The sequence below is a fragment of the Halorubrum sp. PV6 genome (assembly GCF_003990725.2).
Taxonomy (GTDB): domain Archaea; phylum Halobacteriota; class Halobacteria; order Halobacteriales; family Haloferacaceae; genus Halorubrum.
Genome location: NZ_CP030065.1, coordinates 15,853 through 41,351 on the forward strand (window position 1 = coordinate 15,853; position 25,499 = coordinate 41,351).

23 protein-coding genes and 2 pseudogenes are annotated in these 25,499 nt (G+C 56.8%); 11 read left to right on the forward strand and 14 right to left on the reverse strand.

The window, feature by feature from the left end; genetic code table 11:
• Positions 1–296: 296 nt before the first annotated feature.
• The 4 genes and pseudogenes from DOS48_RS27810 to DOS48_RS27825 all read left to right on the forward strand — a co-directional run.
• Positions 297–1,160, forward strand: a complete 864-nt coding sequence (locus DOS48_RS27810; RefSeq protein WP_168654295.1) for a GAF domain-containing protein — start codon at positions 297–299, stop codon at positions 1,158–1,160.
• Between the two features lie 155 nt (positions 1,161–1,315).
• Complete coding sequence (locus DOS48_RS27815) at positions 1,316–1,498, forward strand: hypothetical protein (RefSeq protein WP_168654281.1); 183 nt, start codon at positions 1,316–1,318, stop codon at positions 1,496–1,498.
• A 263-nt stretch (positions 1,499–1,761) separates the two neighbouring features.
• A complete protein-coding gene (locus DOS48_RS27820; protein WP_168654296.1) occupies positions 1,762–2,127 on the forward strand; it encodes a hypothetical protein in 366 nt (121 codons plus the stop codon).
• A gap of 147 nt (positions 2,128–2,274) precedes the next feature.
• Positions 2,275–3,080, forward strand: a pseudogene (locus DOS48_RS27825) (zinc ribbon domain-containing protein); the annotation flags it as partial.
• Between the two features lie 210 nt (positions 3,081–3,290).
• Here DOS48_RS27825 and DOS48_RS29440 read toward each other — a convergent pair.
• Complete coding sequence (locus tag DOS48_RS29440) at positions 3,291–3,686, reverse strand: hypothetical protein (protein ID WP_244629424.1); 396 nt, start codon at positions 3,684–3,686, stop codon at positions 3,291–3,293.
• 98 nt (positions 3,687–3,784) lie between these two features.
• Here DOS48_RS29440 and DOS48_RS27835 point away from each other — a divergent pair.
• A pseudogene (locus DOS48_RS27835) lies at positions 3,785–4,420 on the forward strand (IS6 family transposase).
• Between the two features lie 130 nt (positions 4,421–4,550).
• On the opposite strand, the gene DOS48_RS27840 reads toward DOS48_RS27835, so the two are convergent.
• Entirely contained in the window at positions 4,551–5,663 is a 1,113-nt protein-coding gene (locus DOS48_RS27840) for an NADH:flavin oxidoreductase (RefSeq protein WP_168654297.1), read from the reverse strand.
• 393 nt (positions 5,664–6,056) lie between these two features.
• Between DOS48_RS27840 and DOS48_RS27845 the strand changes: the two genes are divergently transcribed.
• Positions 6,057–6,806, forward strand: a complete 750-nt coding sequence (locus tag DOS48_RS27845; protein WP_244629425.1) for an IclR family transcriptional regulator — start codon at positions 6,057–6,059, stop codon at positions 6,804–6,806.
• A 130-nt stretch (positions 6,807–6,936) separates the two neighbouring features.
• On the opposite strand, the gene DOS48_RS27850 is transcribed toward DOS48_RS27845, so the two are convergent.
• The 5 genes from DOS48_RS27850 to DOS48_RS27870 all read right to left on the reverse strand — a co-directional run bounded on the left by DOS48_RS27850 (position 6,937) and on the right by DOS48_RS27870 (position 12,124).
• Positions 6,937–7,338, reverse strand: a complete 402-nt coding sequence (locus tag DOS48_RS27850; protein WP_168654298.1) for a universal stress protein — start codon at positions 7,336–7,338, stop codon at positions 6,937–6,939.
• Positions 7,339–7,435: 97 nt separating this feature from the next.
• Entirely contained in the window at positions 7,436–8,158 is a 723-nt protein-coding gene (locus tag DOS48_RS27855; RefSeq protein WP_168654299.1) for an ABC transporter ATP-binding protein, read from the reverse strand.
• A complete protein-coding gene (locus DOS48_RS27860) occupies positions 8,155–8,919 on the reverse strand; it encodes an ABC transporter ATP-binding protein (RefSeq protein ID WP_168654300.1) in 765 nt (254 codons plus the stop codon). The genes DOS48_RS27855 and DOS48_RS27860 overlap by 4 nt, the downstream gene beginning before the upstream one ends.
• Entirely contained in the window at positions 8,912–10,939 is a 2,028-nt protein-coding gene (locus DOS48_RS27865; RefSeq protein WP_168654301.1) for an ABC transporter permease, read from the reverse strand. Before DOS48_RS27865 ends, DOS48_RS27860 begins: the two co-directional genes overlap by 8 nt.
• A 6-nt stretch (positions 10,940–10,945) precedes the next feature.
• Entirely contained in the window at positions 10,946–12,124 is a 1,179-nt protein-coding gene (locus tag DOS48_RS27870) for an ABC transporter substrate-binding protein (protein ID WP_394353610.1), read from the reverse strand.
• A 412-nt stretch (positions 12,125–12,536) separates the two neighbouring features.
• On the opposite strand from DOS48_RS27870, the gene DOS48_RS27875 reads away from it, so the two are divergent.
• Genes DOS48_RS27875 through DOS48_RS27885 form a run of 3 tightly spaced genes read left to right on the forward strand, consistent with a single transcriptional unit; the run spans position 12,537 to position 14,081 of the window.
• A complete protein-coding gene (locus DOS48_RS27875) occupies positions 12,537–13,253 on the forward strand; it encodes an EthD family reductase (RefSeq protein WP_168654302.1) in 717 nt (238 codons plus the stop codon).
• Positions 13,254–13,256: 3 nt separating this feature from the next.
• Positions 13,257–13,847 (forward strand): HD domain-containing protein, encoded by a 591-nt coding sequence (locus DOS48_RS27880; protein WP_168654303.1) that lies wholly within the window; start codon positions 13,257–13,259, stop codon positions 13,845–13,847.
• Positions 13,848–13,904: 57 nt separating this feature from the next.
• On the forward strand, positions 13,905–14,081 hold the full coding sequence (locus DOS48_RS27885; RefSeq protein ID WP_168654304.1) for a hypothetical protein: 177 nt from the start codon (positions 13,905–13,907) through the stop codon (positions 14,079–14,081).
• Position 14,082: 1 nt separating this feature from the next.
• On the opposite strand, the gene DOS48_RS27890 is transcribed toward DOS48_RS27885, so the two are convergent.
• The 4 genes from DOS48_RS27890 to DOS48_RS27905 form a co-directional block, all read right to left on the reverse strand.
• Positions 14,083–16,932, reverse strand: coding sequence for a penicillin acylase family protein (locus tag DOS48_RS27890; protein WP_168654305.1), 2,850 nt, complete (start codon positions 16,930–16,932; stop codon positions 14,083–14,085).
• Between the two features lie 119 nt (positions 16,933–17,051).
• Positions 17,052–17,234 carry a hypothetical protein gene (locus DOS48_RS27895; RefSeq protein WP_168654306.1) on the reverse strand — a complete coding sequence of 61 codons (183 nt, stop codon included), beginning with the start codon at positions 17,232–17,234 and terminating at the stop codon, positions 17,052–17,054.
• 494 nt (positions 17,235–17,728) lie between these two features.
• Positions 17,729–18,112 (reverse strand): PaaI family thioesterase, encoded by a 384-nt coding sequence (locus DOS48_RS27900; protein ID WP_168654307.1) that lies wholly within the window; start codon positions 18,110–18,112, stop codon positions 17,729–17,731.
• 536 nt (positions 18,113–18,648) lie between these two features.
• Positions 18,649–19,917, reverse strand: coding sequence for a M24 family metallopeptidase (locus DOS48_RS27905; protein WP_168654604.1), 1,269 nt, complete (start codon positions 19,915–19,917; stop codon positions 18,649–18,651).
• A gap of 195 nt (positions 19,918–20,112) precedes the next feature.
• On the opposite strand from DOS48_RS27905, the gene DOS48_RS27910 reads away from it, so the two are divergent.
• Positions 20,113–20,586, forward strand: a complete 474-nt coding sequence (locus DOS48_RS27910) for a VOC family protein (protein WP_168654308.1) — start codon at positions 20,113–20,115, stop codon at positions 20,584–20,586.
• Positions 20,587–20,610: 24 nt separating this feature from the next.
• On the opposite strand, the gene DOS48_RS27915 is transcribed toward DOS48_RS27910, so the two are convergent.
• From DOS48_RS27915 to DOS48_RS27925, 3 genes are all read right to left on the reverse strand, one after another.
• Positions 20,611–21,573, reverse strand: coding sequence for an NAD(P)-dependent oxidoreductase (locus DOS48_RS27915; RefSeq protein ID WP_168654309.1), 963 nt, complete (start codon positions 21,571–21,573; stop codon positions 20,611–20,613).
• A gap of 500 nt (positions 21,574–22,073) precedes the next feature.
• Entirely contained in the window at positions 22,074–23,777 is a 1,704-nt protein-coding gene (locus DOS48_RS27920; RefSeq protein ID WP_168654310.1) for a thiamine pyrophosphate-binding protein, read from the reverse strand.
• Complete coding sequence (locus DOS48_RS27925) at positions 23,770–24,096, reverse strand: EthD family reductase (RefSeq protein ID WP_168654311.1); 327 nt, start codon at positions 24,094–24,096, stop codon at positions 23,770–23,772. Before DOS48_RS27925 ends, DOS48_RS27920 begins: the two co-directional genes overlap by 8 nt.
• A 162-nt stretch (positions 24,097–24,258) precedes the next feature.
• Here DOS48_RS27925 and DOS48_RS27930 point away from each other — a divergent pair, with 162 nt between their 5' ends.
• A complete protein-coding gene (locus DOS48_RS27930) occupies positions 24,259–25,023 on the forward strand; it encodes an IclR family transcriptional regulator (protein WP_168654606.1) in 765 nt (254 codons plus the stop codon).
• Positions 25,024–25,499 lie beyond the last annotated feature (476 nt).

Sequence of the window (25,499 nt, forward strand, 5' to 3'; positions counted from 1 at the left end):
AACCAGCCTTGTTTAGACGCTCCCGACGGCTGCGGTTAGTTGCTCTCTTGGATGAACTGAATCACTCCAAAAGTAGCTCTCTACCCGATCTCGTTCGTGGGATAGCGACTGTAGAACACGAACTGCACCGCGTCTAAACAAAGCCCACCCTCTGTATTCAGCACGGCTCCCAGAACAGATTACTAATTGAGAATTTCAATGGAGCCCAATTGCTCTATTTCAATTATCCGGTCCACAGCTATATGTAGGTAGGAAATGAACTTTCACGATAACATCGGAGAGGCGTTATAACCACAATGACACACCGCATCTGCACAGCTGACGCGGCAGAGGGAGTGGCATACTTTCAACGCCTCTCGCGGACGTTGTTTTCTCCAGGTACCGATCCAAGTACGAGACTCGAGCAACTGTTTGCGAGTGAGACCGACGAGTTCGGGTTGGAGTACGGTTTTCTGTCGAGTATCGATGTCAAGAACGGAACAGAGCGCTTTGAGATCGTACATAGTTCCCACGAGATGGTACAACAGAACACCACCATCCCACTTTCACAAACATACTGCCGGAAAACGATCACAGACCCGGAGGGGACGATGGCGGTCAGTAATGCCAGTACTGAAGGGTGGGAAGGAGACCCAGCGTACGAGACCTTTGGTTTGGGAAGTTACCTCGGAACGACGATCATCGTCGACGGCGAGCTCTACGGAACGCTCTGTTATGCGAACACCGCCCCACGCGATCAACCACTCACCGGCGAGGAAAAAGCACTTATCGAACTCCAAGGGCAGGCAGTAGAGTATATTTTGACCCTCTGGCACGATCGTCCCGACCAGGAGGAGGGATTCGACGCTATCGAACAACGGGTCGCATTCTCTGACGCCATCGATTCGATGATGGAAGCACTCACGAGTCCCGAAAGGCGTACGGTGCTTGCGGCCCTCTTGGAGGAACCTACGGGGGTTAGCATCGCCACGCTCGAAGAGCAACTGGACGACGAGACCGCCACCCTCCGTCTGTATCACGTCACGCTCCCCACACTGACAGATGCCGGCTACATCGACTGGGACGACGATGTCGGTGTCGTGTTTGAGGGACCGAATTTTTCGGAAATACGGCCTCTCGTTGAATTGCTGAAGGAGTACAATATGACCTTCGTCACCTGATCGCCGCCGCGGAAGCCATACTCTTCTACGGGTAAGATCAGAAGACGAGTCAGCCCGTGCCGACTGAGAGTCATACTGTAGCATCACCCGCCTTGTATCGATACTCAATCCTCAATCGACCCAGAATCCAAACAGAGTAGGGACTCGATTTTTTAGTGTTCTACGACGACGCGTTCGGAGAGGAACTTACCGAGCTGTGGAACCGAAACCGAACGAAGACCTATTACAGACTCGGTATCGCAACGAAGGAACAGGCTGAGGCAATGTACCGGCTCGCCGACGATATCCACCGCCACCTCATCGAGATGACACGGATGTCACACGAGTGTATCTGTTGAGGCTGACCGGTAAGATGCGTTTCCTGGGTCGCGGGCTACAATCAGGACGAATGTCTTCGGGATCAAGAACCGTGTCGGCCGCAAATTCGACGAACTGTTCCAGTAGGAGCTGCCGTGGCTTCTGTTGTGCCTGATGAAAATATTCTGAATAATCGGCTCTGTTGAAATCCTATTCTTCAGCCATATTCTCACCTGAAACATCCGGTCGATGAGAGTTGCTTCGAATGCCGTAATTTAAGACATTTGGATGAAACGAACTCAACATGCCCTCCCCAAAGCGTGGTTATATTGCAGCGGCGTTGGTGCTGATTGGCATAGGTGGATTTGCGTATTCGGTGGTCCTGATCGGTCAGGTCTTAATTGGGGCGGGGTTCACGCTTTCAGCGCTTGTTGTCGCGGCACTGGTGTACTACGGCGATGCTGAACGTCACACGCTCACTCGCGCTAAGGTCGCTGTCACAGTTGTCTATGGCGTTTTTACGGGCCAGCTGCCGGTGGCTGTCATCGCTGCCTGTGTTGTCTACCTCTCTGCGTGGCTCACGGGAACTGACAGCCCGCTCAACTCACCTGACACAGAGATATTCCCGGTTACACAAACGACTACCGATGAGTCGGAATACACTGATTGACAGCCTTGGTCTCTTGTATTGACCGCGACTGCGTCGAAATATGTCACTTTCTGAGTATTTCAACAGAGCCGAATAATCATATTCTAGAACATCATATCTAGAGAAATCATTGACGAGGTTCGGTACAGTGGGGATAGCTGGATCAACGAACTCCGCACCTACATTCGGTGCAACCAGTACACGATTGAGTGGGGCAAGCGTAGTCGTCTCGGAATTCCTGTTGGGCAGGAACTGAAAGACAAATACGGACTCGGCTACCACGAACGACTTCGGACGGTTCCGCGAGACGACCGACGAAATTGCCCGTCTAAAGTCGAAACTCCGTGAGGGACGCTGCAGTTCCAAGCGGGATTCGGCGGCTGTACCGACAGCGGACGAAACGCCGTGACCACACACAGAACGCGCTGGTACGCGACCTCGTTGAACGGCTGTACGACGAGGGGGTGGCGACGGTGTACGTGGGCGACCTGACCGACGTTCTGGAAACACACTGGTCGGTCAAGGTGAACAAGAAGACGCACAACTTCTGGGCGTTCAAGAAGTTCATCCACCGTCTCGCGTGCGTCTGTGAGGAATATGGCATCAGTCTCGAAGCCGAGTCGGAAGCGTGGACGAGCCAGACGTGTCCCGAGTATGGCGACCACGCGGAGACGGTTCGCCACGGAGATACGCTGACGTGTTCATGTAGCTTCGAAGGGCACGCCGACCTCACAGCGTCAGAGACGTTCCTTCGAGAACACAGCGATAGCGAAATCAGGCCGATGGCACGGCCCGTGCGATTCGAGTGGGACGACCACGACTGGCCGGGGAAACCATACCCTCACGAAAGTCCCAAAGAAGTGCGCACAAACCCGCAAGTTGCCTCCGTGGGTCGGCAGCCGAACCCCCAACGGAGGAATCCTTGCGCTTTAGCGCGGGGAGGATGTCAACGCCACATAGCCAGAGAGACGTAGGCACCCTGCTTTGCGGTCACCCACTCCGTGGTTCGTTTTCCGCGGTCGGGATGCGCCGGATGCAGAGTACACTCGTCCGGTCGGTCGTTGTATCGCGCGACCGTCGCTTTGATGGCTTCTCTGGAACTGTCAAAATCCTCGCTCACTCTCATCGCTACTGGCGGATGGGGACTATCCCGGTATTGTAATACTTAGCCTAACAGGTGAATGTTAGTCGTGTTGACGGCGCCACAGTGCCCACTTGGCGCGTTCCAACTGCCGAGTCACTCCTCCGGACGAGATGGCACCGTACACCGCATTGTGCACGAGATTCCTCCTGATCTGCGGCCCGCTCGACTGCGATCGGGTGTTGAGCGCCGCACCCGAAAACCAGATCATCAACCACAGACACGCACAGACAATCACGTACCCAACGGCTGCTTGCGATCCGAAGACGGCCATTGACCCGAGGACCGCGAGCGGGAGCGCGACAAACAGGCCGACCCAGACCGCGGGGTGCATCATGACGATGAACGCGGCCGTCCGGTGCGGCAACCGACGAATGCCGTGAAGGGTCGTCTCCCAACGGTGGTCGGGTGCTACTCGTGTGGTGTCCGTGGAGGGCATATCGTATCTCTCACGAGACGTCAACTAAATACCCCAGTGAGCCTGGTTGTGTTCAGATAAGGACTGAAAGGTGAGGCGGTGCGTTTTCAAAGTAATCTGTGCCCGAAAACGCCCGACTCGGCGGCCGTTTAGACAAAATCAACTTAGACTTTGTGGAGCGAGAGGCAACACCGAAACTGCTGGTGAAGCTCAGTATTCAGCTTCATTTGGTTGTATCATCGCTTTCGAATACTGTTTTGTTTCTTGAGGTATTCGGTGTTAATCGAGTTCAATCTCCCGTTCACAACTGGGTTCACAAGGCCGATCTACAGCCGGAGTCCGGTCGAAGCCCGAATCACGTTGCGGTCGATGAGACGGTAATTCGACTTGACAATGAACAGTATTGGCTGTACACTGCTGTTGATCCAGAAACGAATGATCTGCTTCATACACAGCTTGAAACGACAAGAAACAATGCTGTCGCAGATCGGCTTTTTGCAGATCTCCGCGAGAAACACGACGTAGATGACGCGATCATTCTCGTCGATGGCGCAGCTCCACTTCGGCGAGTCTGTAGAAAACACGATCTCGATTTTAGATACCAACGACATGGAAATCTGAACCGCGTCAAACATATCATTTTTTAACGTAAAATACAAAACTATCTATTTCTCAAACTGTTTTAGCAACGCTGAAGCAGAACAGCAAACGAGTGGCTGCGCTCGTTCGCATTCGCATGGAATCAGCCTATTTGAACACTACCACCTAGATGAGCAAAACTATCAACCGTTGAGCATTTTGACAAAGCTGGTTTTCATATTTGAAATCCTCTTGTTCGAAGACGACTGCGACCAGCGGGTAATGTGTGAGTAAAAAGAACGGTGACTAATCGTCAACTGATGAGATGCCAGGGGAAAGTTCCTCGTCGCTGATGGTGGCTTTCGGTTCCAGCAACTGCGTCCGGTCGAACTGTGCGAGTTCTTTGCCCGCCACAACCCGCGATGGCCAGTCCGGGTTCGCGAGAGCACTCGTCCCTAGGGTTAAGAGGTCGGCCCCGTCGTCGATCGCCTGGCGTGCTGCGTCGGGTGTCCCGAGGCTACCATTGGCGATAACGACCGTATTGTCGGTGACGTACTTGACCGCGGCTTCCATAAGCGATGGCCCATCTTCTCCAAACGTTGGCTCTGTGGCGTAGCGTTCGGTCGTGTGGATGTAGTCTGCCCCAGTGTTTGAGAGCACCTCGAAGAACACCGCTGCTGCCTCTTCGCCCTCAGGCCATACGTAGCTATAGTCAGTCACCATCGACTGTGACACTCGGACGCCGACGATAAACTCCTCGGGCACAGCCGAAACGACCGAATTGACGACTTCTGCAGGATACTGCACCCGCGCTTCCGGTGAACCACCGTACTCGTCCTCGCGCCGATTCATTTTGTCTGAAAGGAATTCATTAAGCAGGTAGCCATTGGCGGCGTGAATCTCCACGCCGTCAAAGCCGGCCTCGTGAGCGTTTATCGCCGCCGCAACGAACCCCTTTCGGGCAGTTTCGAGGTCTTCCTTGTTGGCTTCCTTCGGCTTGGGGTAGGGCCCGTTGCCACCGTAGGCTTCGTTCTTTTCACCGTCCGGCTTGACTGCTGACGGGGCAATAGTTTCTTGATCGCTTTCTTGTGGAATCCCCTGATTCTGGGCACCACAGTGCATTAATTGCGCAAAAATCACCCCGCCAGCGTCGTGTACGGCATCAGTCACGTGAGTCCACGCATCCACGTGATCGTCAGTGACCAACCCAGGCTGTTTGTTATAGCCCTTACTATAGACGCTATCAGTGTAGACGCCCTCAGTGATAAGAAAGGAGAATCCCCCTTTGGCGAACGTTGTGTAATACTGTGCCATCCTGGAAGTTGCCTGCCCATCGTCCGTTGCACTTACCCGTGTCATCGGAGCTAAGCCGATCCGATTGTTCAGTGTCAGATCGCCTAACGATACTGAATCGAACATAGTTGTATATTCTGTTAGGATTCGGTTCGCATTAGATTCTCCGCTCCTTGGAGAAAGGCGTTCAGACGAGAAGTGATTCGTCCCCGAAATAGACTAATTTGGCCGCTCGTTAGACAAGATCAGCTCAGACTTTGTGGGGGAGAGAACAATACTGCGGCTGTTGATTGAGTTCAGTATTCAGCGTCATCTAGCAGAACATTCGTTTCGAGAACGTTATTAGAGAGCCAGAAAACAAATTGGAAGAAGTTGAGTGTACAACGCCAATTTTGGCAAATGTAGTGGTCAAAGTTCTTTATCAGGGCAGGTGTCTTGAGTGATAGGATGCCGCTATCTCGGTAGAGATTGTTCACTCACAGTGAATAAGTTTATGTTATTTTGTCCCCACCGAGCGGTATGCCAATAAAAAATACAATCAGGTCAGACGAGCGAATGCTGGATATCGTTGAAGCACTCAAATCTGAGACAACAGCGAGCGTTACGGCCCTCGCCACGAAGCTGGGGATGCCGAAAAGTACCGTCCACGCCCATCTGTCGACCCTCAAGGACAGGGGGTATGTAGTACAAAATAACAACCGAAAGTACCGTCTCAGCCTCCGATTTCTAGACATCGGTATGGACATTCGGGAGACACAGGCAATGTACGACGAGGTCGTTCCGAAGTTGGACGAAATCGCAGAGGAGACTGGCGAGAAGGCTTGGTGGATTGTTGAGGAAAACGACAAGGCAGTGTTCCTTGCAAATTCACTGGGGAACCGTGCTATTCGAACGAACTCGCGGATCGGACAGCAAACCGAACTCTACGAACTGGCTGGTGGAATGTCTATTCTCTCTGTGCTCCCAGCAGAGCGTCTTGAGGCGATTCTCGACGGTTACAGTTTCCCCCTCGCCGATGGTCGGACCCGCGCAGACCTGGAAACAGAGTTGCGAGTGATACAGGATCAGGGGGTTGCATACGGCACGGAGTACTTTTTAAATGGTGTCACAGGGGTCGGCGCTCCGCTCACCGACACCTCCGGGAACGTCTATGGAGCGATCAGTATCTCGGGTCCTGTCGACCGCTTGGACGACCGCATCGAGGGAGATTATGCAGATTTTATTCGAGGAGTCACCGGCGAACTCCGCGTGAACCTATCCCACCAGTGAGTCCGAATCGTTCGAGATCTAAAATCGCCCTCAAATCCGGCCCACGGGATTATTGATTGATGATAATCGCAATGAGCGACCGCGTGAAAATGATCTCCCAGTGTGAACGAACTGATCCTGAAAGCAGTTCCTACTCCAGCTCATGAGGCGCGCTACAGGTCAGAACCGGGCGGTCAGCGTTCAGAATCACAGACTGAGAAACGCTCCCAAACAGCATCTTTCCAGCCGGTGAGCGCTTCCGACCTGCAATGCAGATGGCGTCAGCGTCCAGTTCCTCAGCGTGTTGGATGATAGACTCTGCCGGGTCCCCACTGCCTTCACGGAGGTCGACCGGAACATTGGCTTCTTCGAAGAGTTCCTTCGCACGCTTTACTGAACTGACTTGAACGACTGAGGCCCCTTCAGGATTCTCGCCAAAGTCGTGTAGCAAGTAGACGTGGATGTTGTCAGACTCGAAGAGATTGAGAACTGTTTCCGCCTGTTTGATTGCCCGGTCGACGTTCTGGTCGATACCCAATAGCAGATCTTTCATAGAACATTGTTCAGTGACTAGTGTAATGTATGTATCGCTACTCTGGTGGTTTCCACGGCTAGTTCGCCGTGTCTGGTGCAGATAAAAGGGGCCGCGCTCAGTCTGCCAGCCCGACGCCAAGGTGTTTGTCGAGTACTTCTTGATCCTCTCGCACGTCTGCAGCCATCCCCTCGTGGACGATTTCCCCTTTTTCCAATATATATGTGTAGTCGGAGACATCGAGCGCGATGGGGATATTCTGTTCGACCACGAGAATCGTCATCCCCTGATCGTGTAGATCCTGGATTATCTCCTCTATTTGTCTGACAACGTAGGGTGCAAGCCCCTCTGTCGGTTCGTCAAGCAAGAGAAGATCTGGGTCTGCGGTCAGTGCTCGTCCAATGGCGAGCATCTGCTGTTCCCCACCCGAGAGCACTGACCCGTGGCTATTCTCGCGTTCTTTGAGATTCTCGAACATGTCGAGGATTTGGTCGACGGACGGGCCATCGCTGGCATCCACACCGAGTCGCCCCATCTCGATGTTCTCGCGAACGGTGAGCTCCGAGAAGATGCGTCGTTCTTCGGGAACAAACGCAATGCCGCTCTGAATTGTCTGTTCCGTACTCATCGATGTGATGTCTTTGCCGTCGAACGTGATGGTCCCGCCAGTTGGTGAGATGTTACCGATGATAGAACGCAGCGTTGTCGTCTTACCGACCCCGTTGCGTCCGACCAGCGAGACGACGCTCCCCCGCTCTACGTTGAGGTTCACACCCTGTAACACCTGCGTCAGGCCGTACCCTGCCTGTACATTTTCCAGCGAAAGGAGTTTGTCACTCATTCTCGCGCACCTCCTAGATACGCGTCGCGAACGTCTTCATTGTTCGCTACCTCCTCTGGTGTACCAGTGGCAAGTTCCTGTCCACGCGTCAACACGGTGATTTTGTCAGAGACACGCATAACGAGGTCAATATCATGCTCAATGAGCATCAGCGACTGGTCCGCAAGCACTTCGCTGATGAGGTTCATCGTCGACTGCGTTTCCTCGCTGCTCATTCCCGCTGTGGGTTCGTCAAGCATGACTATGTCGGGGTCTGTTGCGAGGACCAGCCCGATCTCGAGGCGACGCTGATCGCCGTATGCAAGCGTTTCGGCCTTCTCCTCGCCTCGGTGCCGGAGCCCAATTTGCTCCAGTACCTCCGTTGTCTGCTCGGTGATACCGTCGAAGCTGTTCTTGTCGCGGAACATTGCTGACACGGGACCGATATCATCGTCGTACACCGACTGTGCCGCGACCCGTACATTTTCACGGACGGTAAGACCGCCGAAGACGTTCGTTATTTGGAACGATCGACCGAGACCGCGTCGAACGCGATCGTGCGGGGGCATGGTAGTAATATCCTCGCCTTTGAATAGTACAGCTCCTTCACTGGGCTTCAGCGCACCTGTGATGAGGTTGAACGTTGTTGTCTTGCCGGCGCCATTTGGGCCGATGACGCTGCGGAACTCTCCGTCTTCGACTGATAACGAGATGTCGTCGACGGCGGTGAGCTCGCCGAAGCGCTTCGTCAATTCGTTGGTTTCCAGTACTGCCTCAGTCATCTGATTGCACCTCCGATTCGTCGATGCCAATGCCGGGTTTGCCGCCTTCTCCGAACCGATCAAATCGCTGGACGACCAGCGACGGGACCGAGACGAGACCACGTGGGACGTAGATAACGAACAACACGAAGATGATACCGATTATCATCCGCCACTGTTCGGTGTACTGCGAGAGTATCTCCTCAGCACCGAAGAACGCGCCCGCGCCGAGCATCGGGCCGAAGAGCGTTCCCATCCCACCCAACAGGGCGATGACGATTACCTCACCGGAGTGAATCCAGGCCAGCGTCTGGTCAGGCGAGATGACAAACGTTGTTGGACTCGCCGCAAGGAGCCCACCGGCCAGTCCAGCGATCCCGCCGCTGATAACGAAGGCACGGCGCTTGTATTTGACCGTGTTGTAGCCGATGAACTCCGCGCGCTCCTCACTCTCTCGGATTGACTGGATTACACTGCCGAATGGGGCGTCCATCACACGCCGTGCGAACAGGAACGCCAGCACGGCTAGCAACAGCCCAATGTAGTAGAAGATAATCTGTTGTTCGATCTCGTAGCCCATAAACGCAAAGCTGATCTCCGAGAGAGGGACGCCGAGCCCGGCGATGCCCATCGTCGGTTCAAATCCAAGCAGGCCGTCGCTGCCGCCCGTGAATCCCAATCGGAACACCGCGTTGTAGAACAGTTCGGCGAACGCGAGCGTGATCATCGCAAAGTACACACCCGACACTCGAATAGAGAGGCTCCCGACAATCCAAGCGATGACCGCACAGATGAAAATCGCGGTGGCGATCGCTACAACGAACGATGACGTGAAGTGCAACATCACGAGCGCGGCGGTGTACGCACCGACACCGTAGAACATCGTGTGGCCAAGCGGGACTAGCCCCGCATAGCCCATCACCACATCAAGGCTCAACGCGAAGATCGCCCAAATGAGAATGTTGTTCATTACGAGCACGTAGTAGCGACTGCCGGTGAACAACAGCAAGATTGGAAAGACGATCATCGCCGCAATGAACAGTATACCGAGTTTGGTTCTCGTTGAGTCGGTTAGTAACCCACCACTCGACCCAACGAGAATCTCACCCTCCCCGCCCTCAGATTCGTCGCCTCGGGTCCCGAATAGTCCCTGTGGCTTGACGAGCAACACCCCGATCATGAGCAGGAACACCGTTAGCCCCTGTAGGTTGGGAATCGTCAGCGCAAACCCACCGAGTTCGAAGAGCGTCGTGCCGTTATAGACGCGCATCATTGTCTGGACGACGCCGACGAGGAGCCCGCCGAAGACCGCACCGCGGAAGCTCCCGAGGCCGCCTAAGACGACGACGACGAACGCGGAGATAATGACGCTATTCCCCATGCCGGTGGAGACGCTCTGGTAGCCGCCGAGAACGATGCCGGCGACTGCCGCGAGCGCGGCACCGAATCCGAACACGAGCGTGTAGTAGCGGTCGATGTCGATGCCGACGTTTCGGACCATCTGGCGGTCCTGTGAGCCGGCCCGAATGATCATCCCGTACTTCGTCCGGTTGAGCAGGAGCCAAGTGCCGACTGCGAGCACCCCCGCAAATCCGATGATGAAGTAGTTATACAGCGAGAGCTGAATCGAGAAGACACTGATTGACTGGGTGAGATAGTCCGGCACGACCAGTTGCTGCTGTTCGGTTCCCCAGACCAATTTGATGAGGTCGTTGATGATGAGGACAAGCCCGAACGTTAGCAGAATATGGTAGAGCGGATTACGACCGTACAGTGGCCGGATGGTGACCCGCTCGATTCCGGCACCGATGACACCAACGATGAGCGGGGCGGCAAGCAGTGCTACCCAGAACCCGATGCCGCTCCCCAGCGGCGCGATGATACTCAACGCGAAGTACGCACCCAGCGCGAACAGTTCTCCGTGTGAGAAGTTGATGACGTCCATCACGCCGAAAATAACCGAGAGTCCGGCGGCCAAGAGAACGTACACCATTCCCAGTGTGAGGCCGTTTATCAGTTGTTCGACAAATTGAGCGACCATGGTGGGTTAGTTACAGCCGAGTTCACTTGCTGGCGGAAGTGTCTCACCCGCAGGGATTTCATTGACCAGTTCGACGGCGGGAGATCCACCGTCGTCGATAATTTCGCCCATCCATGTCGGGTTGGTCGCCTGACGGTCTTCTTCGCGGAGCGTGATATCTCCGAGGACCGTCTCGTAGGTACCGCCTTCAAGCGTGTCACGTACGTCGTCAACCTCCGTACTGCCCGCTTCGTTCATCCCTTTTGCTATCAGACGCAGCGAGTCGTACCCGACACGGGAGAAGTTGCCTGGCGAGCCGTCGTATTCGCTTTCGTAGGCGTCGACAAACTGCTGGTTGTCACCGGTATCCAGCGTCGACAAGTATCGGACGCCACCGTAAGTCTCGACGCTGTTCATGCCGGTTCCAGCAAGCACGCTCTGGAACGTTTGGGTCGGCCCGATGACAATCTTGTCGTCTGTCAGACCCTGGTCTGCAGCCTGATTAGTGAAACTCACGAGGTCACCGCCGGTCATGCCTAAGACGACGATGTCGGCATCGGAGTTGCTGATCTGGCTGACGTACGAGCCGTAATTCGACGCGCCGAGTTGCGAGGTCGACACACCAGTTTCGTTGTACTCTCCGTTCGCGCTGGCCATCCGTTGGCTAACACGGTCATAGACCGACTGACCGTACGCGTAGTCGGCGTAGTGGAACCAGACGTTTGTCCCGAGCTCGTTGACGCTGTAGGCCGAAATAGCCTCGGCGATCATTGCGGTGTTGGTCTCGAACCGGAAAACCCAGGGGTTACACGCAGACCCGGTGATGGGGACTGCGGCCCCGCCCGAGAAATAAACGAACTCCGAAGAGTTCGCGATCTCGTTGATTCCCAGCGCGACTGAGCTCGAAATCGCACCGAGTATGAAATCGGCTCCTTCTTGCTGGACGAGGCGCTGCACTTCGTCTTGTGCTGCTCTCGCTTCGGTCTCGGTATCACCAGTCACGAGTTCGAATTCGAAGTCGTAGTCGCTGTTGGCATTGATCTGGCTGACGGCCAGCTCGGCGCCCCGGCGCTGGTTCGGTCCCAGGGAACTGTACGGACCGCTCATTGGATTCACGCTGCCGACAGTTATGGTATTTGTTCCGCCAGTTGAACCGCCACTACAGCCGGCGAGTCCAAACGCACCGGCTGCCCCGGCAGTTGCCATGAATTTCCGACGCGAGCTAGTGCTCGGTACAGTATGATTTGTCTTGTCATGTGTGTCTTTCATACTCACACCAAAGATTGGCATCCAACTCCTATTAAAACCTTCTGTGGAACAGACAGTCTGACCCAATTGAATTTCATCTAATTCTCGGTCTCAAACCGTCAGTGGCGGTCTACTGGTGCCTATTTCGCCCAGCCATTTTTATTGGCGAACTTTGGCTCTGTTGAAACTCTCAATCGATTGTATGCTCTCGGAACCGTGCTGAATACAGCGCGCGAGTCGCTGAAGTCACTCTCTCACTGAGCGGTCTGCCCGCTCGTGGCTTGGCATACACCTGTTCGCCCACGTTAAGATTCAGCCCGGTCCACCCCAACCTGAAGTTTTATCCTTCATGCCGAGGGATGCTCATTGGATGTACAAGCACGTAGCTCTACTAGTCAGGCGGGATGGGCTGTCTCACGAGGAGTTCGTCGACTACTGGCAGACAAACCATACGCCCATCGCGAGAAACATCGAAGGCGTCGTTCGTTACCAACAAGTCCTGCCGACAGACGACACGAACTCTGAGTTCGACGGGCTCGCAGAACTGTACTTCGAGACGCTTGACGACCTTCACGAAGCACTCGGTAGTCCCGGATCGCGCGACTACGACCCGACGAAAGAGGTCGCAGCCGAGGCCCGCGAGGACGTAGATAATTTCCTCGCGATCGATGAGCGTCCGCGCATCATCGGAGAGGAACGAGTCGTCAAAGACGAGGTTGACGGCGACACAGACGGCCTCTACAAGCACTCTGCGTTCCTTGTCCGCCAGGATGGCATGACACATGAAGAGTTCATCGACCACTGGCAGAACACCCATACGCCTATCGCCAGCGAGATCGAGGGCGTCGTCAGGTACAGTCAAGTAATCCCGAGTGATCCCAAGAACGCTGAATTCGACGGCGTCGCAGAGCTCTACTTCGAGGATCTTGATAAGCTGTACCGTGCGCTTGGAAGCGAAGGATCCCGGGACTATGATGCCCCCAGCGGCAAGGCAAAGGAAGCCCGTGACGATGTCGACAACTTTCTTGCCATCAACGAGCGTCCACGGTTCATCGGGAAAGAGCGGGTCGTCAAGCGCCAAGAGTGACCCATGTTGGAGTATAATACCCAGGTTCGTGAGGCCTTTCCAGAACTCGACAACATTGAGAGCGACGACTTGCGCGAGAAGGTTGTTGAAGCATGGACGCTCGGACTCAGTCGTGGCGGCTGGCGCGACATCAACGACATTCCCTACGCGTGGAACATCCATGATGTAACCAACGCCGAACACGTCCGTGGTGTCACCCGCATCGCTCGTGAAACTGCCGCCGAACAGCGCGAGTTTCACGGCGTAGACCCGGACATGGACGTCATCGTTGCGGCATCGCTTCTTCACGATGTAGGAAAGTGCTACGAGTACGTCGATTTTGTTGATGATGAAAAACTCATCGAGCCAGACCCCGAGTATGCCACCGCAGAAGTGCCTCACTCGCTGTCTGGCTATGCCCTTGCACATGAAGTGGGCTGTCCGCTGGCCGTCCAGCGTGCCATCCCTCATTTCATTGGCGAAATTCCCGCTAGGACGATGGAAGCCGAACTCATCAAAAGCGCAAACTCTGCCTCCTCGAACGCGATTACCCAGTCTGCGATGGGAATCACACTTAAAGAGTGGGTCGAGAAATACTCTCAGACCCAGGACTGAACAGTCCCTGACACTTCAGCCCGCAATTATAATGCCGATTAGGTGGTATGTTATGTTATGCCAGTTCCAGGCTACGACCCCGACGATGTGGATGAACTGCTCGAATCGAAGCTCAGCGAGGCGAAAATCCGCGATCAGCTGTCCGAGAGCGAGTGGCAGTCCTACCAAGACGGTGAGGAGCCGCTGATTGACCTGCTCGGAGACGACGAAATTGAAGGGATGCTCGGAAAGTAGCTTACTCCTCGCCGCCGCGTTTGTGGAGCCAGACGAGTGCCGACCCGAATACGGCCGCCGCGCCGCTCAGTACGGTGAACCCCGGGACGCTATCGCCGGTGGTGGTAGTCGCGTCTTCTTCGGAAGCGGGCGTCGAGGGGTCCGGCGTCGACCCGTCCGGTGTTGCCGTGCTGTCGTCGGATGTGGTAGTGTCGTCGTCCGGTGTCACCGTGTCGGTCTGTCGGGCTATTTCCTGTGTCGACTCGGTAGCGGCGTCGATCTCATCGTCGCTGAATAGCAGATCCTTGTAGTTGAAGTTCTCGAACATGGAGAGTTGGTCGTCGTAGTGGGGGCCGGTCGACCCGTCCGGTGCGACGTAGCCGTCGTTACCCGGCGGGAGGATGTTCTCGGCGGTCGGGTCGTCGCTCATACGGACGAAGTGGTTCTCGGTCCCGCGGTTCATCCGCGCGGTGCTGCCCGCGGAGGTGACGCCGATGGGCATCCCGAACAGCGCGAGGTTGTTGAACGTATGAAGCGAGGCGTCGCCGCGCCAGCTCGATGGGTCACCGTCGTACTCACCGCTCAGCGACGAGACGGCGGCTTTGAACGCTGAGACGAGTTCGTCGTCGGGGCTGTCACCGACGTAGTCGACGGCGGTGTCAAGCGCCGTCTCGTCGGGGTTGAGAACGCGCATCAGCGTCCCGCGGCCGTAGTCGTAGTTCAGGAAGTACGACGCCGGACCGTAGGCGTCGCCGAAGGTCTCGGCGAAGACTTCCTGCAGGATGTGCGGGAATGTCTCGTTCCAGATGGTGTAGCCAGCAGGGTACTGGCCCTCGTGGTCGTCGCCGTCGGCCTGTGCGAAGTGGTCCCAGGACTCCAGTTCGGCCATCGCGGCCTGCTCGGTGTCGGTGAGGTCTGCCGCATCCAGAGCGTCCATCAGGTGTTGTTTGTACCGGATAGCGCGGAGGTCGGTAAAGGAGATGTCGTAGACAACGTCTTTGAGGAACTCGTAACCGACGCTGCCGGTGTTTGACAGGCGGTGCTCGACCATGTTGATGATTCGCTGGACGCGGTGGTCGGTCGACCACGAGTAGCTGAGGTCGCCGTTGTTCCACTCCGGCGCGGGCTTGTTGTTCCACTGTGCCGAGTAGCCTGGGTCGGGGTTGATCGCCGCGGGCACCTCTCCGTCGGCGGCCCGGAGGTAGTCGTCCTTGGTGAGTTCGTACTGGGTCCCGTCAGCCGGGAGACGGGTGTCGAACTCGACGGATTCGGCGTCGGGGTACCGACCGAGATGGACATACGCAATGTCGCCGTTGTTGTCCGCCCACATGAAGTTCAGGGCGTAGTCACACCGCTGAGATACTTCCACAAACTCCTCTGCATCCTCGGCGAACTGCTGTTCGTAATACGCCCGCCAGCAGTTCATGTGTCGCCCCCCGTAGGATTTGGTCTGGGCGATGGCCTGCTCGTTCTCGGGGTCCCAGGTCGTGATGACGCCGTGGCGGGTGAAGCGGTCGGTGTAGGTCACGTCCTCGCCGCCTGTAACCTCGATGGTTTCCTCATTGGTCTCGATCTCGTACTCCTCGCCTTGGAAGGTGTAGGTGTCCGGGCTGTCCTCGTTGACGGTAATTGACTCGTTGAACATCTGGAGGCAGTTGTCGATGCCCGCCGTCGAGGTGAACGCACCGTTGCGGTTGCGCCCGAACATGATGAACGGGTAGCCGGTGACGGTGATGCCGGCGATATCGAACTCCGGGCCGTGCAGCCCCGCCTCGTACATGATAGAAGGCGTGTTGAAGCCCATCTGTGGGCCGCCCATAAGTATCGACGACCCGCTGTCGGTGATGTCTCCCTGGACCGCCAGCGCGTTCGAGCCGTACTTGATAGGGAGGCCGAGTTCGTTCAGGCCGGTCGCGAGCGTCCGGACCCGCTCCATCTCGGACTCGTGGACGGCCTGTGGGTCGTCGGGGATGGAGAAGTCCCCACCGGTGATGCGGTTGCTTGCCTCGACGCGCTCGCCGGTCGCACCGCGGGAGACGTTGACGGAGCTGCTGGGCGTGCTCGTGGTTGACGTTCCCGACGACATTGGGTTGTCGCGCCTAACTTCGGTGTACGGTGGCGTATAACCCGCGTCCGACTGGACCGTCGACGTCGGTGCGCCAGGGTCGTCACCCCAGTTGAGGTCCTCTAAGAGTTCCATCGCGCGCTGCTCGTCGCCGGTCTGACCGGTGAGGATGTCGACGACCGTCGCGTTCAGCGTCTCCAACTGGAACCCGCTAAAAAAGGCCATGCTCCCGACGAACATCCCGGCGGCGTCTTCCGTCGAGAACTCCTCGGGCTCGAAGCCGCTCTCCTGGAACGCCTGGTGGAACTCCATTTCGTTGCTATCCCGGACTTCCCGGATGTAGCGGTTGATTCCGTTTGTAAAGGCCTGCAAAACCTCCCGCTGGTCGGCTTTCAGCTGGTCCTGTGCCTGCGCGTCCAGCGACGGCTCCCCAGCCGTGTTGCGACGGGCCGCCTTGTCGAAGGAGACCCAGTCGTTGTCGCCCTCGCCCGCGCCGATGGCTGCGGCGACGGTGCCGTGGTAGTAGCGCTTGTACAGTTCCAACTGGTAAAGCCGGTCTTCGGCCGTCGCGTAGCCGTAGCCGTAGAACACGGGAGCGCGGCTGTCGGCCTCGCGCGCGTAGATGTGCGGGACGCCGTACTCGTCGCGTTTAATCGTGACTGTGGCCTCTCCGCCGTCGGTCTGTGCGTACGCGAGTTCTGTCTGTGTGACGGCACCGATACCCACTGCACCGGCGACCGCTGTGCCCGCTTTCAGAACGTCACGTCGTGATACGTCTTGCCAGCTACGCTGGGCGTTGTTTGACATTCATTCGCATGATTCGTGGGTACATCATAAATTTTTGGGCAATAATCGCAATATGATTCTAATGAGAAAACCGGAGCGACAATACGACTGACACACGGTCGAGCTGGTCGAAATCGCGGTCAGGCCGCGTCGATATCGGCTTCGAGCCTTTCGGCCATATCGAACATTTTGCGGACGGGCCGGGCCTGTTTCTCACTGTGTGTCGTCACATAGTTTATTCCGTCGCTGAGCCGGTCCATCCGTTCGACCGCCTTGTCGATGAGGCTAGTCACCGAGGGGCTGACCTCGACGACGGCGACCACGTCACCCTGTCTGTCCCGGATCGGAACTGCCAACGCCAGCGAGTGGAACAGGTCGGCGTCGGTTGCCGTCCAGATATCCGTCTTGGGGACTGGCTTCCTCTCTTGGAGGACGGTTTCGGCCAGGGTCTGGTCTTACCACCGGTCTTGAAGACCTCATAGCCGTTCCGTCCGATGACTTCGTATTCATTGTAGTGTAGTAGGTCGACTATGTCGCTCTTCTAGGCCGTTATCCTGCCTCGTGGTCGATGACGGACACCGGCTCGGGATCCCGCTGGAAAAGCGTCGTAAACGCCCATTTCCAGAACGCGTCGAGATTTATCGCGTCACTACTCTCCGCCTCGGGTTCGATGGTCGGCGCTATCTGTAATAATCCCAACTGTATAGAGACACAGTGGGTGCTTGTCGCCTACTTAGTTGTGACGAAGCACGCATTCCGCTGCCAGAAAATAGGCGCTCGTCCCTGACTACTCCGAGTCACAGCCCGTCGCGACCGATCATCCAGTCTTGTAGACGCCGCGAGCATCAGCGACCTGTGCGCCGTCGGCCGCGTACACGTCCACGTCAACGACGCCGACATCGCCGCCAAGTCGGCGGACGTCTGCCTCAGCGCGGAGGTCCCCGGTGCCAGCTTCGAGGTAGTCGATACGCATATCGATGGTCGGCACCGGCTGATCGACTTTCGAAACGAGCGCAGCTCCGCCGACAGTATCTGCGAGAGTGAACGTGACGCCACCATGCGCCATTACTCTGTCTTCGTTCCAAGAGAGTTCCTCGCGCATCTCGATGTTGCCTTCGGCGTGTCCGTCGTTGATGGCAGTCAGTTTCACACCGAGTAACTTTGCAAACGGCATGTTCTCGAAGAACGCTTCGACATCCATAGTCACCTCATCCAATTCTCAGCCGGACGAATAAACATTGCTGCGAAGCGATACCAACCATACGGCAGCGCGTTCCGGACTGCAACGGGAAACATACACGGAAAGAGTTTCCTCGGTGCGGCTGTTCCCCTAGCGTGATTGGACTCGTCTTAGATCTCTTCTGGAAGGCCGAAATAGTGGCAGGTAGTCGAGCCCATACTCTCGTCGGATACCGGGTTGTCTTCGGCGTCGCCGGCGCAAGCGCCCCAGTCGCGCGCGTCTGCGGAATACTTTACAACTGGGCGTAGCGAGCGCCTCAGCTAACACGGCCATCACTTATCCGAAATAATCTTCCAGCTTCAACTGGTCGAGGATATCAATCGTGCATAAATCGATGGTCCTCAAAGCAGTCAGAGAGAATACGATCTCTACCGGGAGTGGTGTCATCCGTGTCGTCATTGACGAGTCGGACTCACCGACAGCGATCTCGGAAGTGTGGGTGGCGAATTTCGTGTTTCACAGGGAACCGACGGCTGATAGCGACGAGCCTAGCTGCGTCAGTGGTCGATGCGAGTAATCTCTTCGACGGGCCACTCGCTGAGGATCTCGACGCCGTTCTCGCGGACGACGACCATTTCCTCGACGCGAACACCCTGGCGCTCGGCGGGCTGCATGGTTTCGACGGCCATCGTCATTCCTTCCTCGATTTCGATGGGGTGGTCCGGCGAGATACCGCGCCAGATGAGCGGCGTCTCGTAGAGCTGGAGGCCTAGACCGTGCGCCCAGTGGTTGGTAGTCATCTGCCAGAAGTCGTCGGCGCCGTACCAGTCCATATGTTCGCCCTCTTCGTCCGGGAAGCCCTTGCAGATCTCGTCGGTGGTCGCGCCCGGCTTGATTCGTTCGAGCACGTCGTAGAGGTCGTCCCGAGCCTTCTCGTAAGCGTCTTTCTGGGGCTGGGTGGGCTCTCCGACGGAGAACGTCCGATAGTAGCAGGAGCGGTAGCCGAGATAGCCGATGTTGTAGAAGTCAGCGTAGACGAGGTCGTTTGGACGAATGGCACGGTCAGTAGTGTTGGCCTGATGTTTGGGCCAAGTGTTCGGACCGGAGGTGACGTACCCACCCTGAGCCATCGCGCCGTGGCGCCAGAGTTCACCGACAGCCTCACCCCAAACTTCCGCTTCGCGCATTCCTGGTTTGGCGGCCTCGGTGATCTTCTGGAAGCCGGCTTCACAGATGGCCGCGACCTGTCGCAGGCACTCAATTTCGTCACGAGTCTTGACCTTCCGAGCGTCGAGCATGATGTCTGTTGCGGCGCTGGTGTCGACATCGACGCCGCGGTCCTCGAACTTCTCAATAAGGGCAGCGCTACCGACGTCGATGCCCATCGGCTCGCGGGCGACGCCGTACTCCTCCATCGCAGTGTAGACGGTCTCGGCCATCTTGTCCTTAAGCCAGTCTCGAGCCGACTGTCGTGCAGCTGCGCGCGGAACGTTCCCCAGACCGGGACAAGCGTAGCGAATATCGTCTAGCCACGGACAGTTGAACCGCTGGTTCGAGGCGTGGTCGGCCGTGTCCCAGTGAACGATGTCGCCGTCTTCGGTCAGGAGCGTGTAGTGGTCAGCACCGCTACCACCAGTCATCGCGAGCCCGGTCACGTAACGGACGTTCGGGTCGTTGATTAGCAACATCGATCCCAGTTCCGAGTCCTGTAGTCGGTCCAGTGCCTTCTCTTTGCGCTCGCGTCGCATCCGCCGGACGTCGATTCGTTCCTCCCAATCGACGGCCATGGTGCCACGCGTGCCTTCCATGTAGTCGCGTTCGTACATCATAGATCGATACACAGAGGCCCATAATCAAACTCCGGATTTCCTCCACCAAGATTTAGCTGACGGACTCTCCTGCTACATACGCATGATAAACGAGACAGACGTACAAGCGGTCAGGCGACAGTCCGTCAGTGAGAGTTCTTGACGGAGCTCTCGTCGAAGGATATACGTTGGGTTGCGAGTCATCGTATATACATGTCCAACCATCCGGCAGTCCGCGTCGACCACATCGGCATCGCTGTCGATTCCATTGAAACCGCTGAAGGCGTCCTCTTTGCCTTTGGCTGTCGGAAGCTCGTTGAGGAATCCGTCGAGGGGAGGTTCCGGTGGGCGCAGTACGATTTCAATCGTGGGGCATCCCGGCTCGAACTCATCGCACCCGAAGCTGAGGACACGTTCCTGACTAAATACCTTGATGAACACGGCCAGGGTCTGCACCACGTTACGCTGGAGGTCGCCGATATCGACGCCATCGCTGCAAAGATCAAGACGGCCGGGCTGAACGTCGTCGAGTACCGTGAGTACGACGACTGGACGGAGGCGTTCGTCCCGCCGTCGAACCCGACTGGCGCACTCTTCCAGCTGTTCGAGTACCACGACAGCTACGACACGGGACGTCCGGCAAAGGAGAAACTCTACGTTGACGGCGAGCGCCTCAGCGACGAATAGCGGGAGCCCGTCGGAAGCCCGAGCTTAGACCAAGTCGAGACCATTTTGTTCGCGTAGCGTGTTTATATATGAGCGGAAGCCCGCTTCGAGGCCGTACTCGACCTCGTACCCGAAGTCTTCCTGTGCGGCGGTCATATCGAGGTTCTGCGTCCAGGGAAGCTCGCCCTCGTCGGATACCTCCAGCTCGGCGTCGGGGATGATTTGACGAACAGTGTCGGCCGCTTCCTGAATTGTCGCGAGGACACCACGGACGTTGTAGATGCGCTGGCTGAGCGCAGATTCGTCGACGAAGGTTGCCTTGCGGAACGCCTGTGCGATGTCACGAGCATGCTGCCAGTCGATAACCTGGTTGCCGTACTTGACACTGAAAGACTCGCCGAGTGCGGGCTTCTCGATGATGTTGGCGAGAAACGCGGAACCGCCAGTCTCGCGGTACGGCCCGTACGCGACGGTTGGACGCAACGCGACGTGGTCGACGTCGTAATCCTCGTGGTAGACGCGGGCCTGATGTTCGTTGTACTCCTTAGTCGCGCCGTAGAGGGTGTCGGGATAGACGAGTTCGTCTTCGTTAACGTACTCTGCGTCGTAGTTATTCGGAGGAGCATACACTGCGGCGCTGGACGCCCAAGTGACCCGTTCGACTTGGTCGTCAAGAGTCCGCGCAGCCTCGAAAACGGCGTTCGTCCCCTGAATATTCACGTCAAGTGCCGCACGCGGGTTATCGCGTGCGGTGTTCGTAAGCAGGGCCGCGAGATGGACGATGTGAGTCGCGCCTGTCTGTTTGACTGCACGTACCACGTCGGTTGGCTCGGAAACATCGCCGCGACGAATTGCTACATCGTTGGAGACGCCGAGCTTCGAAAGGATTCGGTCGTCCGTCGAAAGGTCGTACGCGACAACTTCGTGACCCGCATCGACAAGATCCTCGACTACGTAAGAACCAAGGAAGCCGGTTCCGCCAGTAACGAGTACTGTATTGTCTGTCATCGTTGTGTAAAAACTGCACACGGAGAGATATGAAAAAGGTTGTTATCGGCTGGATTCGGCAACGATCCACCCACTAGCAGCCATTTTATCCACCCGTCGACAGTACGTGGAATTCAGCGAAATCCTGCGATCCTGGCGGACTCATCGACGTCTTGGGTATCGCATACGATCATGACACTGTCGATGGCGGGACGCTTTCCATGTCCGGGCACGTTGGCTGGAACGAGGGGTTCCAAGTTGAAGACGAGGATGCCCATTCAGACGAACAATGGGTTTGAGGGCGTCAGGGTACTGGTTGACGTCGTCAACAGACGACTCGGTCTGGGGGATAGACCGCTCACTTCCCCTGCCTTCTCGTGAAGCCTGAAGCTCGTTTGAGGTCACGAAAGCGGCCGACGACGAGACGCCACACTCCCGTCTGAGGATGCTCGGCCATTGGGTCTCGCCCAGAAGATGCGTTCGTCGAAATCGAAGTTGAACTCCCAGCCGATGGCTGACCGTTACTCGTGGAGACCACCGACAGACTCGTAGAACGAAGACTGTAGCGACCTGACCATCTCCTCGTCGCGGTCAATCCGCACGTCAATTATAAAGGGCACGTCGGCGCTCGTTCCCTCCGCGAGTGCGTCAGCTAGGCCGTCAGGTGTAACGACCTGAGTCGCCCGTGCGCCAAAGGCTTCGGCAATCTTCGTGAAGTCGGTGTCGTGGAACTCAACGCCAGCGATGTCGTCATTCTCGTGTTGCATTTGACGGACCATCCCGAGACTGGTGTCGTTGAGCACGACAAGCGTGGGGGAGACGCCGTGGTCGACGGCAGTCTCGACGCTGGTCATCGTCATCGCGAAGCCGCCGTCACCCGCGACACCAATGACGTCCTTGTCCGTCGTGATCGCGGCGGAGACGGCAGCAGGGGTTGCCCACCCCATCGCGCCGACGCCGCCACTGCCGAAGTAGGTCCGCGTGGCCGGTGTTTGGAGATAGTTCAGTAGCCAGAAGCGGTTGTTTCCAGAGTCTGCAGTCACGATGGTGTCCTCGTCAACGACGGCCTCTATCTCTTTGACCGCGCGCTGAGGCTTGATCGGTGATGCGTCGGATTCACAGCGGGGGTCGTAGAAGGACTCTCGTGCACTCGCAGCGCGGCCATGTGCCCACTCGTTACCAACGCCGTCGGGAAGCGTTTCAGCCACGTCAGCGAGGCTCTGTTCGCCGTCGCCGATAAGCGCTACGTCGGCGGGATAGACCCAGCCGGCGTTGCGCGTGTCGATGTCAGCATGGATGATGGTCTGCTCGTCGGGGCGGATGAAATCCGGTGCCTGCCAGTTGGTGTCCATAGGGTTCATCCGACAGCCCACGATGAGGAGCATGTCAGCCTCGCTGACAACTTGATTAGCACCCTCGTGGCCGAACGACCCGATAACGCCCGCCGCTAGTTCGTGAGTTTCGGGGAACGTCGACTTCCCGAGATAGGAGGTGACAACGGCAGCGTCAGCGGCTTCTGCGAGGATCTGGAGTTCGTCGTAGGCGGCGGCGGCATGGACTCCGTTTCCTGAGATGATGACCGGCCGCTCAGCCTCAGCGAGTGCGTCGACGGCGGTCGCTACGTCCGCACTGTCGGGTCGGGATTTCCAGTTTCGGACTTGGTCGTGCCCGTCCCAGACGGGCGGCGTGGGGTCCTCTGGCATCTCCTCGGTAACAGCATCGCCGTCAAGGATGACGGCAGTCGGTCCCGGGCGTCCCGCAGTGGCGTGTTTGAACGCGAGCTGGAGACTGCGGATGGTTTCGGTTGGCGAGCGTGGGAACCAATTCTCTTTGGTGTATGCATCGAGCGCGGCGGGCAGGTCGATTCCGCCGTAATCCCCGCGAGATTGCTGGTAGGGCGCAAGCGTCGAGTACTCTCCACGCTCGCTCGCTTCGGTAATGGTAACCATCGGTGAGGAAGCGAGGTACCCCTCCATCTGCCCGACGGCACCGAGGCTACCGATCCAAGGGCCCTGCCCGGTGAGCACGCCTGGTTGGCCGGTCAAACGACCACGCATCTCGGCCATGACGCTGGCCTCGCGTTCGTCTCGGGGGCGGATCATCGTGACATCGTAGTCGGGGACGTGGTCGAGAATCTCGATAACGCGGCCGCCGGGGTAGCCGAAGATGTACTCGACGCCCTGTTCTTCCAACTCTGCGACGAGGCGCTCGCTAACTTCAGTCATACCGTTCGCCCAACTGCACTGTTTCTTCGACGATGAGACGAGGCCCAGCTTCAAGATCGATGAACTCCGCGGCGTCGTTTTGAACCGCGTTCCCGATCTCCGAGTCAAAGGCCTCCCCCAACGTGGCCATGTCTTCGAAGTACAGTTCGAGCACTCCGTCGAAGTCAGTGTTCTCGGGTCGGGTGGGGACCGACGTGACGTACCGTTCGAGTCCTGGCAGGTCCTTCGCAATCTCTGCATGTTCGCCCTGCCAGCGTTCAGCGAACTCCTCGTGTGTGACTCCGTCCTTGCGGACGAGTAGGTCGACTATTTTTGGCATACGTTGTTGTCATCTTATCCGTGTGACTTTTGTCTATCGGTTATTCGTTCTTCAATTGATCAGTAGTTTTGGTGCCAATCCGTCCAAGTTTGTCTCGTGCAGCGTTCGGCTCTTTCGAACCAAACCTTTGTAAAGAGCTCGTCCTTAACTAAGTGTATGACAATGCCAAACAATACTAACAGGCCGGTCGAGACCGTTGAGCGTGCGATAGACATAATCGAATATCTGAAGCAGAATGAGTCAGCGCCTGCCTCCGAGATCACCGACCACCTCGGCTGTGCAAAGAGTACGGCACACCGGCACCTCAAGACTCTCGAAGCAAACAGTTTCCTTATCGAGAAAGAAGACGAGTATCGATTGGGTCTCCGGTTCCTTGACTACGGAACCGTCGCACGAGATAGGTACACACTCTACCGAGAGGCAAAGCCGAAGGTCGACAGCTTGGCTGCCGAGACGGAGGAGAAAATTTGGTGTGCCGTCGAAGAGCACGGGCGAAGCATCCACATTTACGGGGCGCAGGGAAAACGCTCAGTCCAGACGTACGCCCATGTCGGTCACCGGAACTACCTCCATCAACACGCGGCGGGTAAAGCGATCCTAGCCAACCTTCCGGACGAAAACATCGAACATGTTATCGACCGCTACGGACTTCCCGCCCGGACGCCAAACACAATCACTGACAGGGACGAGCTATGGGAGGAAATCGAGTCAATACGGGAGCGGGGCTACGCATTTAATCTGGAGGAGTCTGTTGAGGGACTGCACGCACTCGGAGCACCCATCACCGACGAGAACGACGCTGCAATCGGCGCAATCAGTATTTCAGGTCCAGCGACTCGTCTCGAAGGTTCATTGCTCAGGGACCAACTCCCAGGACTCTTACTCGGTACAGTCAACGAGATCACAATCAATCTGGCACACGTCTGATCCGGTTACTCGGTAGAAACTGCTCCTCAGTATGCCAGTTCTTGTTACCACTCCGAAAGTACAAGCAGAATAGTTCAAATCACGAGGTCATTATTTCGAGCCTTTCCGCCTGTGTGCTGTGCTATTTTGTCGCACGGCCTGTTCATTCTGGTCGAACGGCTTGACAGACATTGAGCCGTACGCCCTAACGGTGCCTGGACAAAATCATGCGTCTTATCAGCAAAGGTACCGATATCTAGTATGTTGAATCAAGAGTGGTGGCACCGTGACGAGTACCTCAAAAATATTCGTTCGAATAAATAGAACGTGTGCCACTGTGCGGGATCGATCGGCCAACCAATACGAAAAGAGCGGACCGTACCGAAATTCATTACACTCGTACGGTTGTAATGGAAGCGGGATGTAAATACGATACCGGCCGTCGCAGCAAGAGTCGCCACGCCGTGTGGCGTGATTTCAGGAGATTCATACCGACA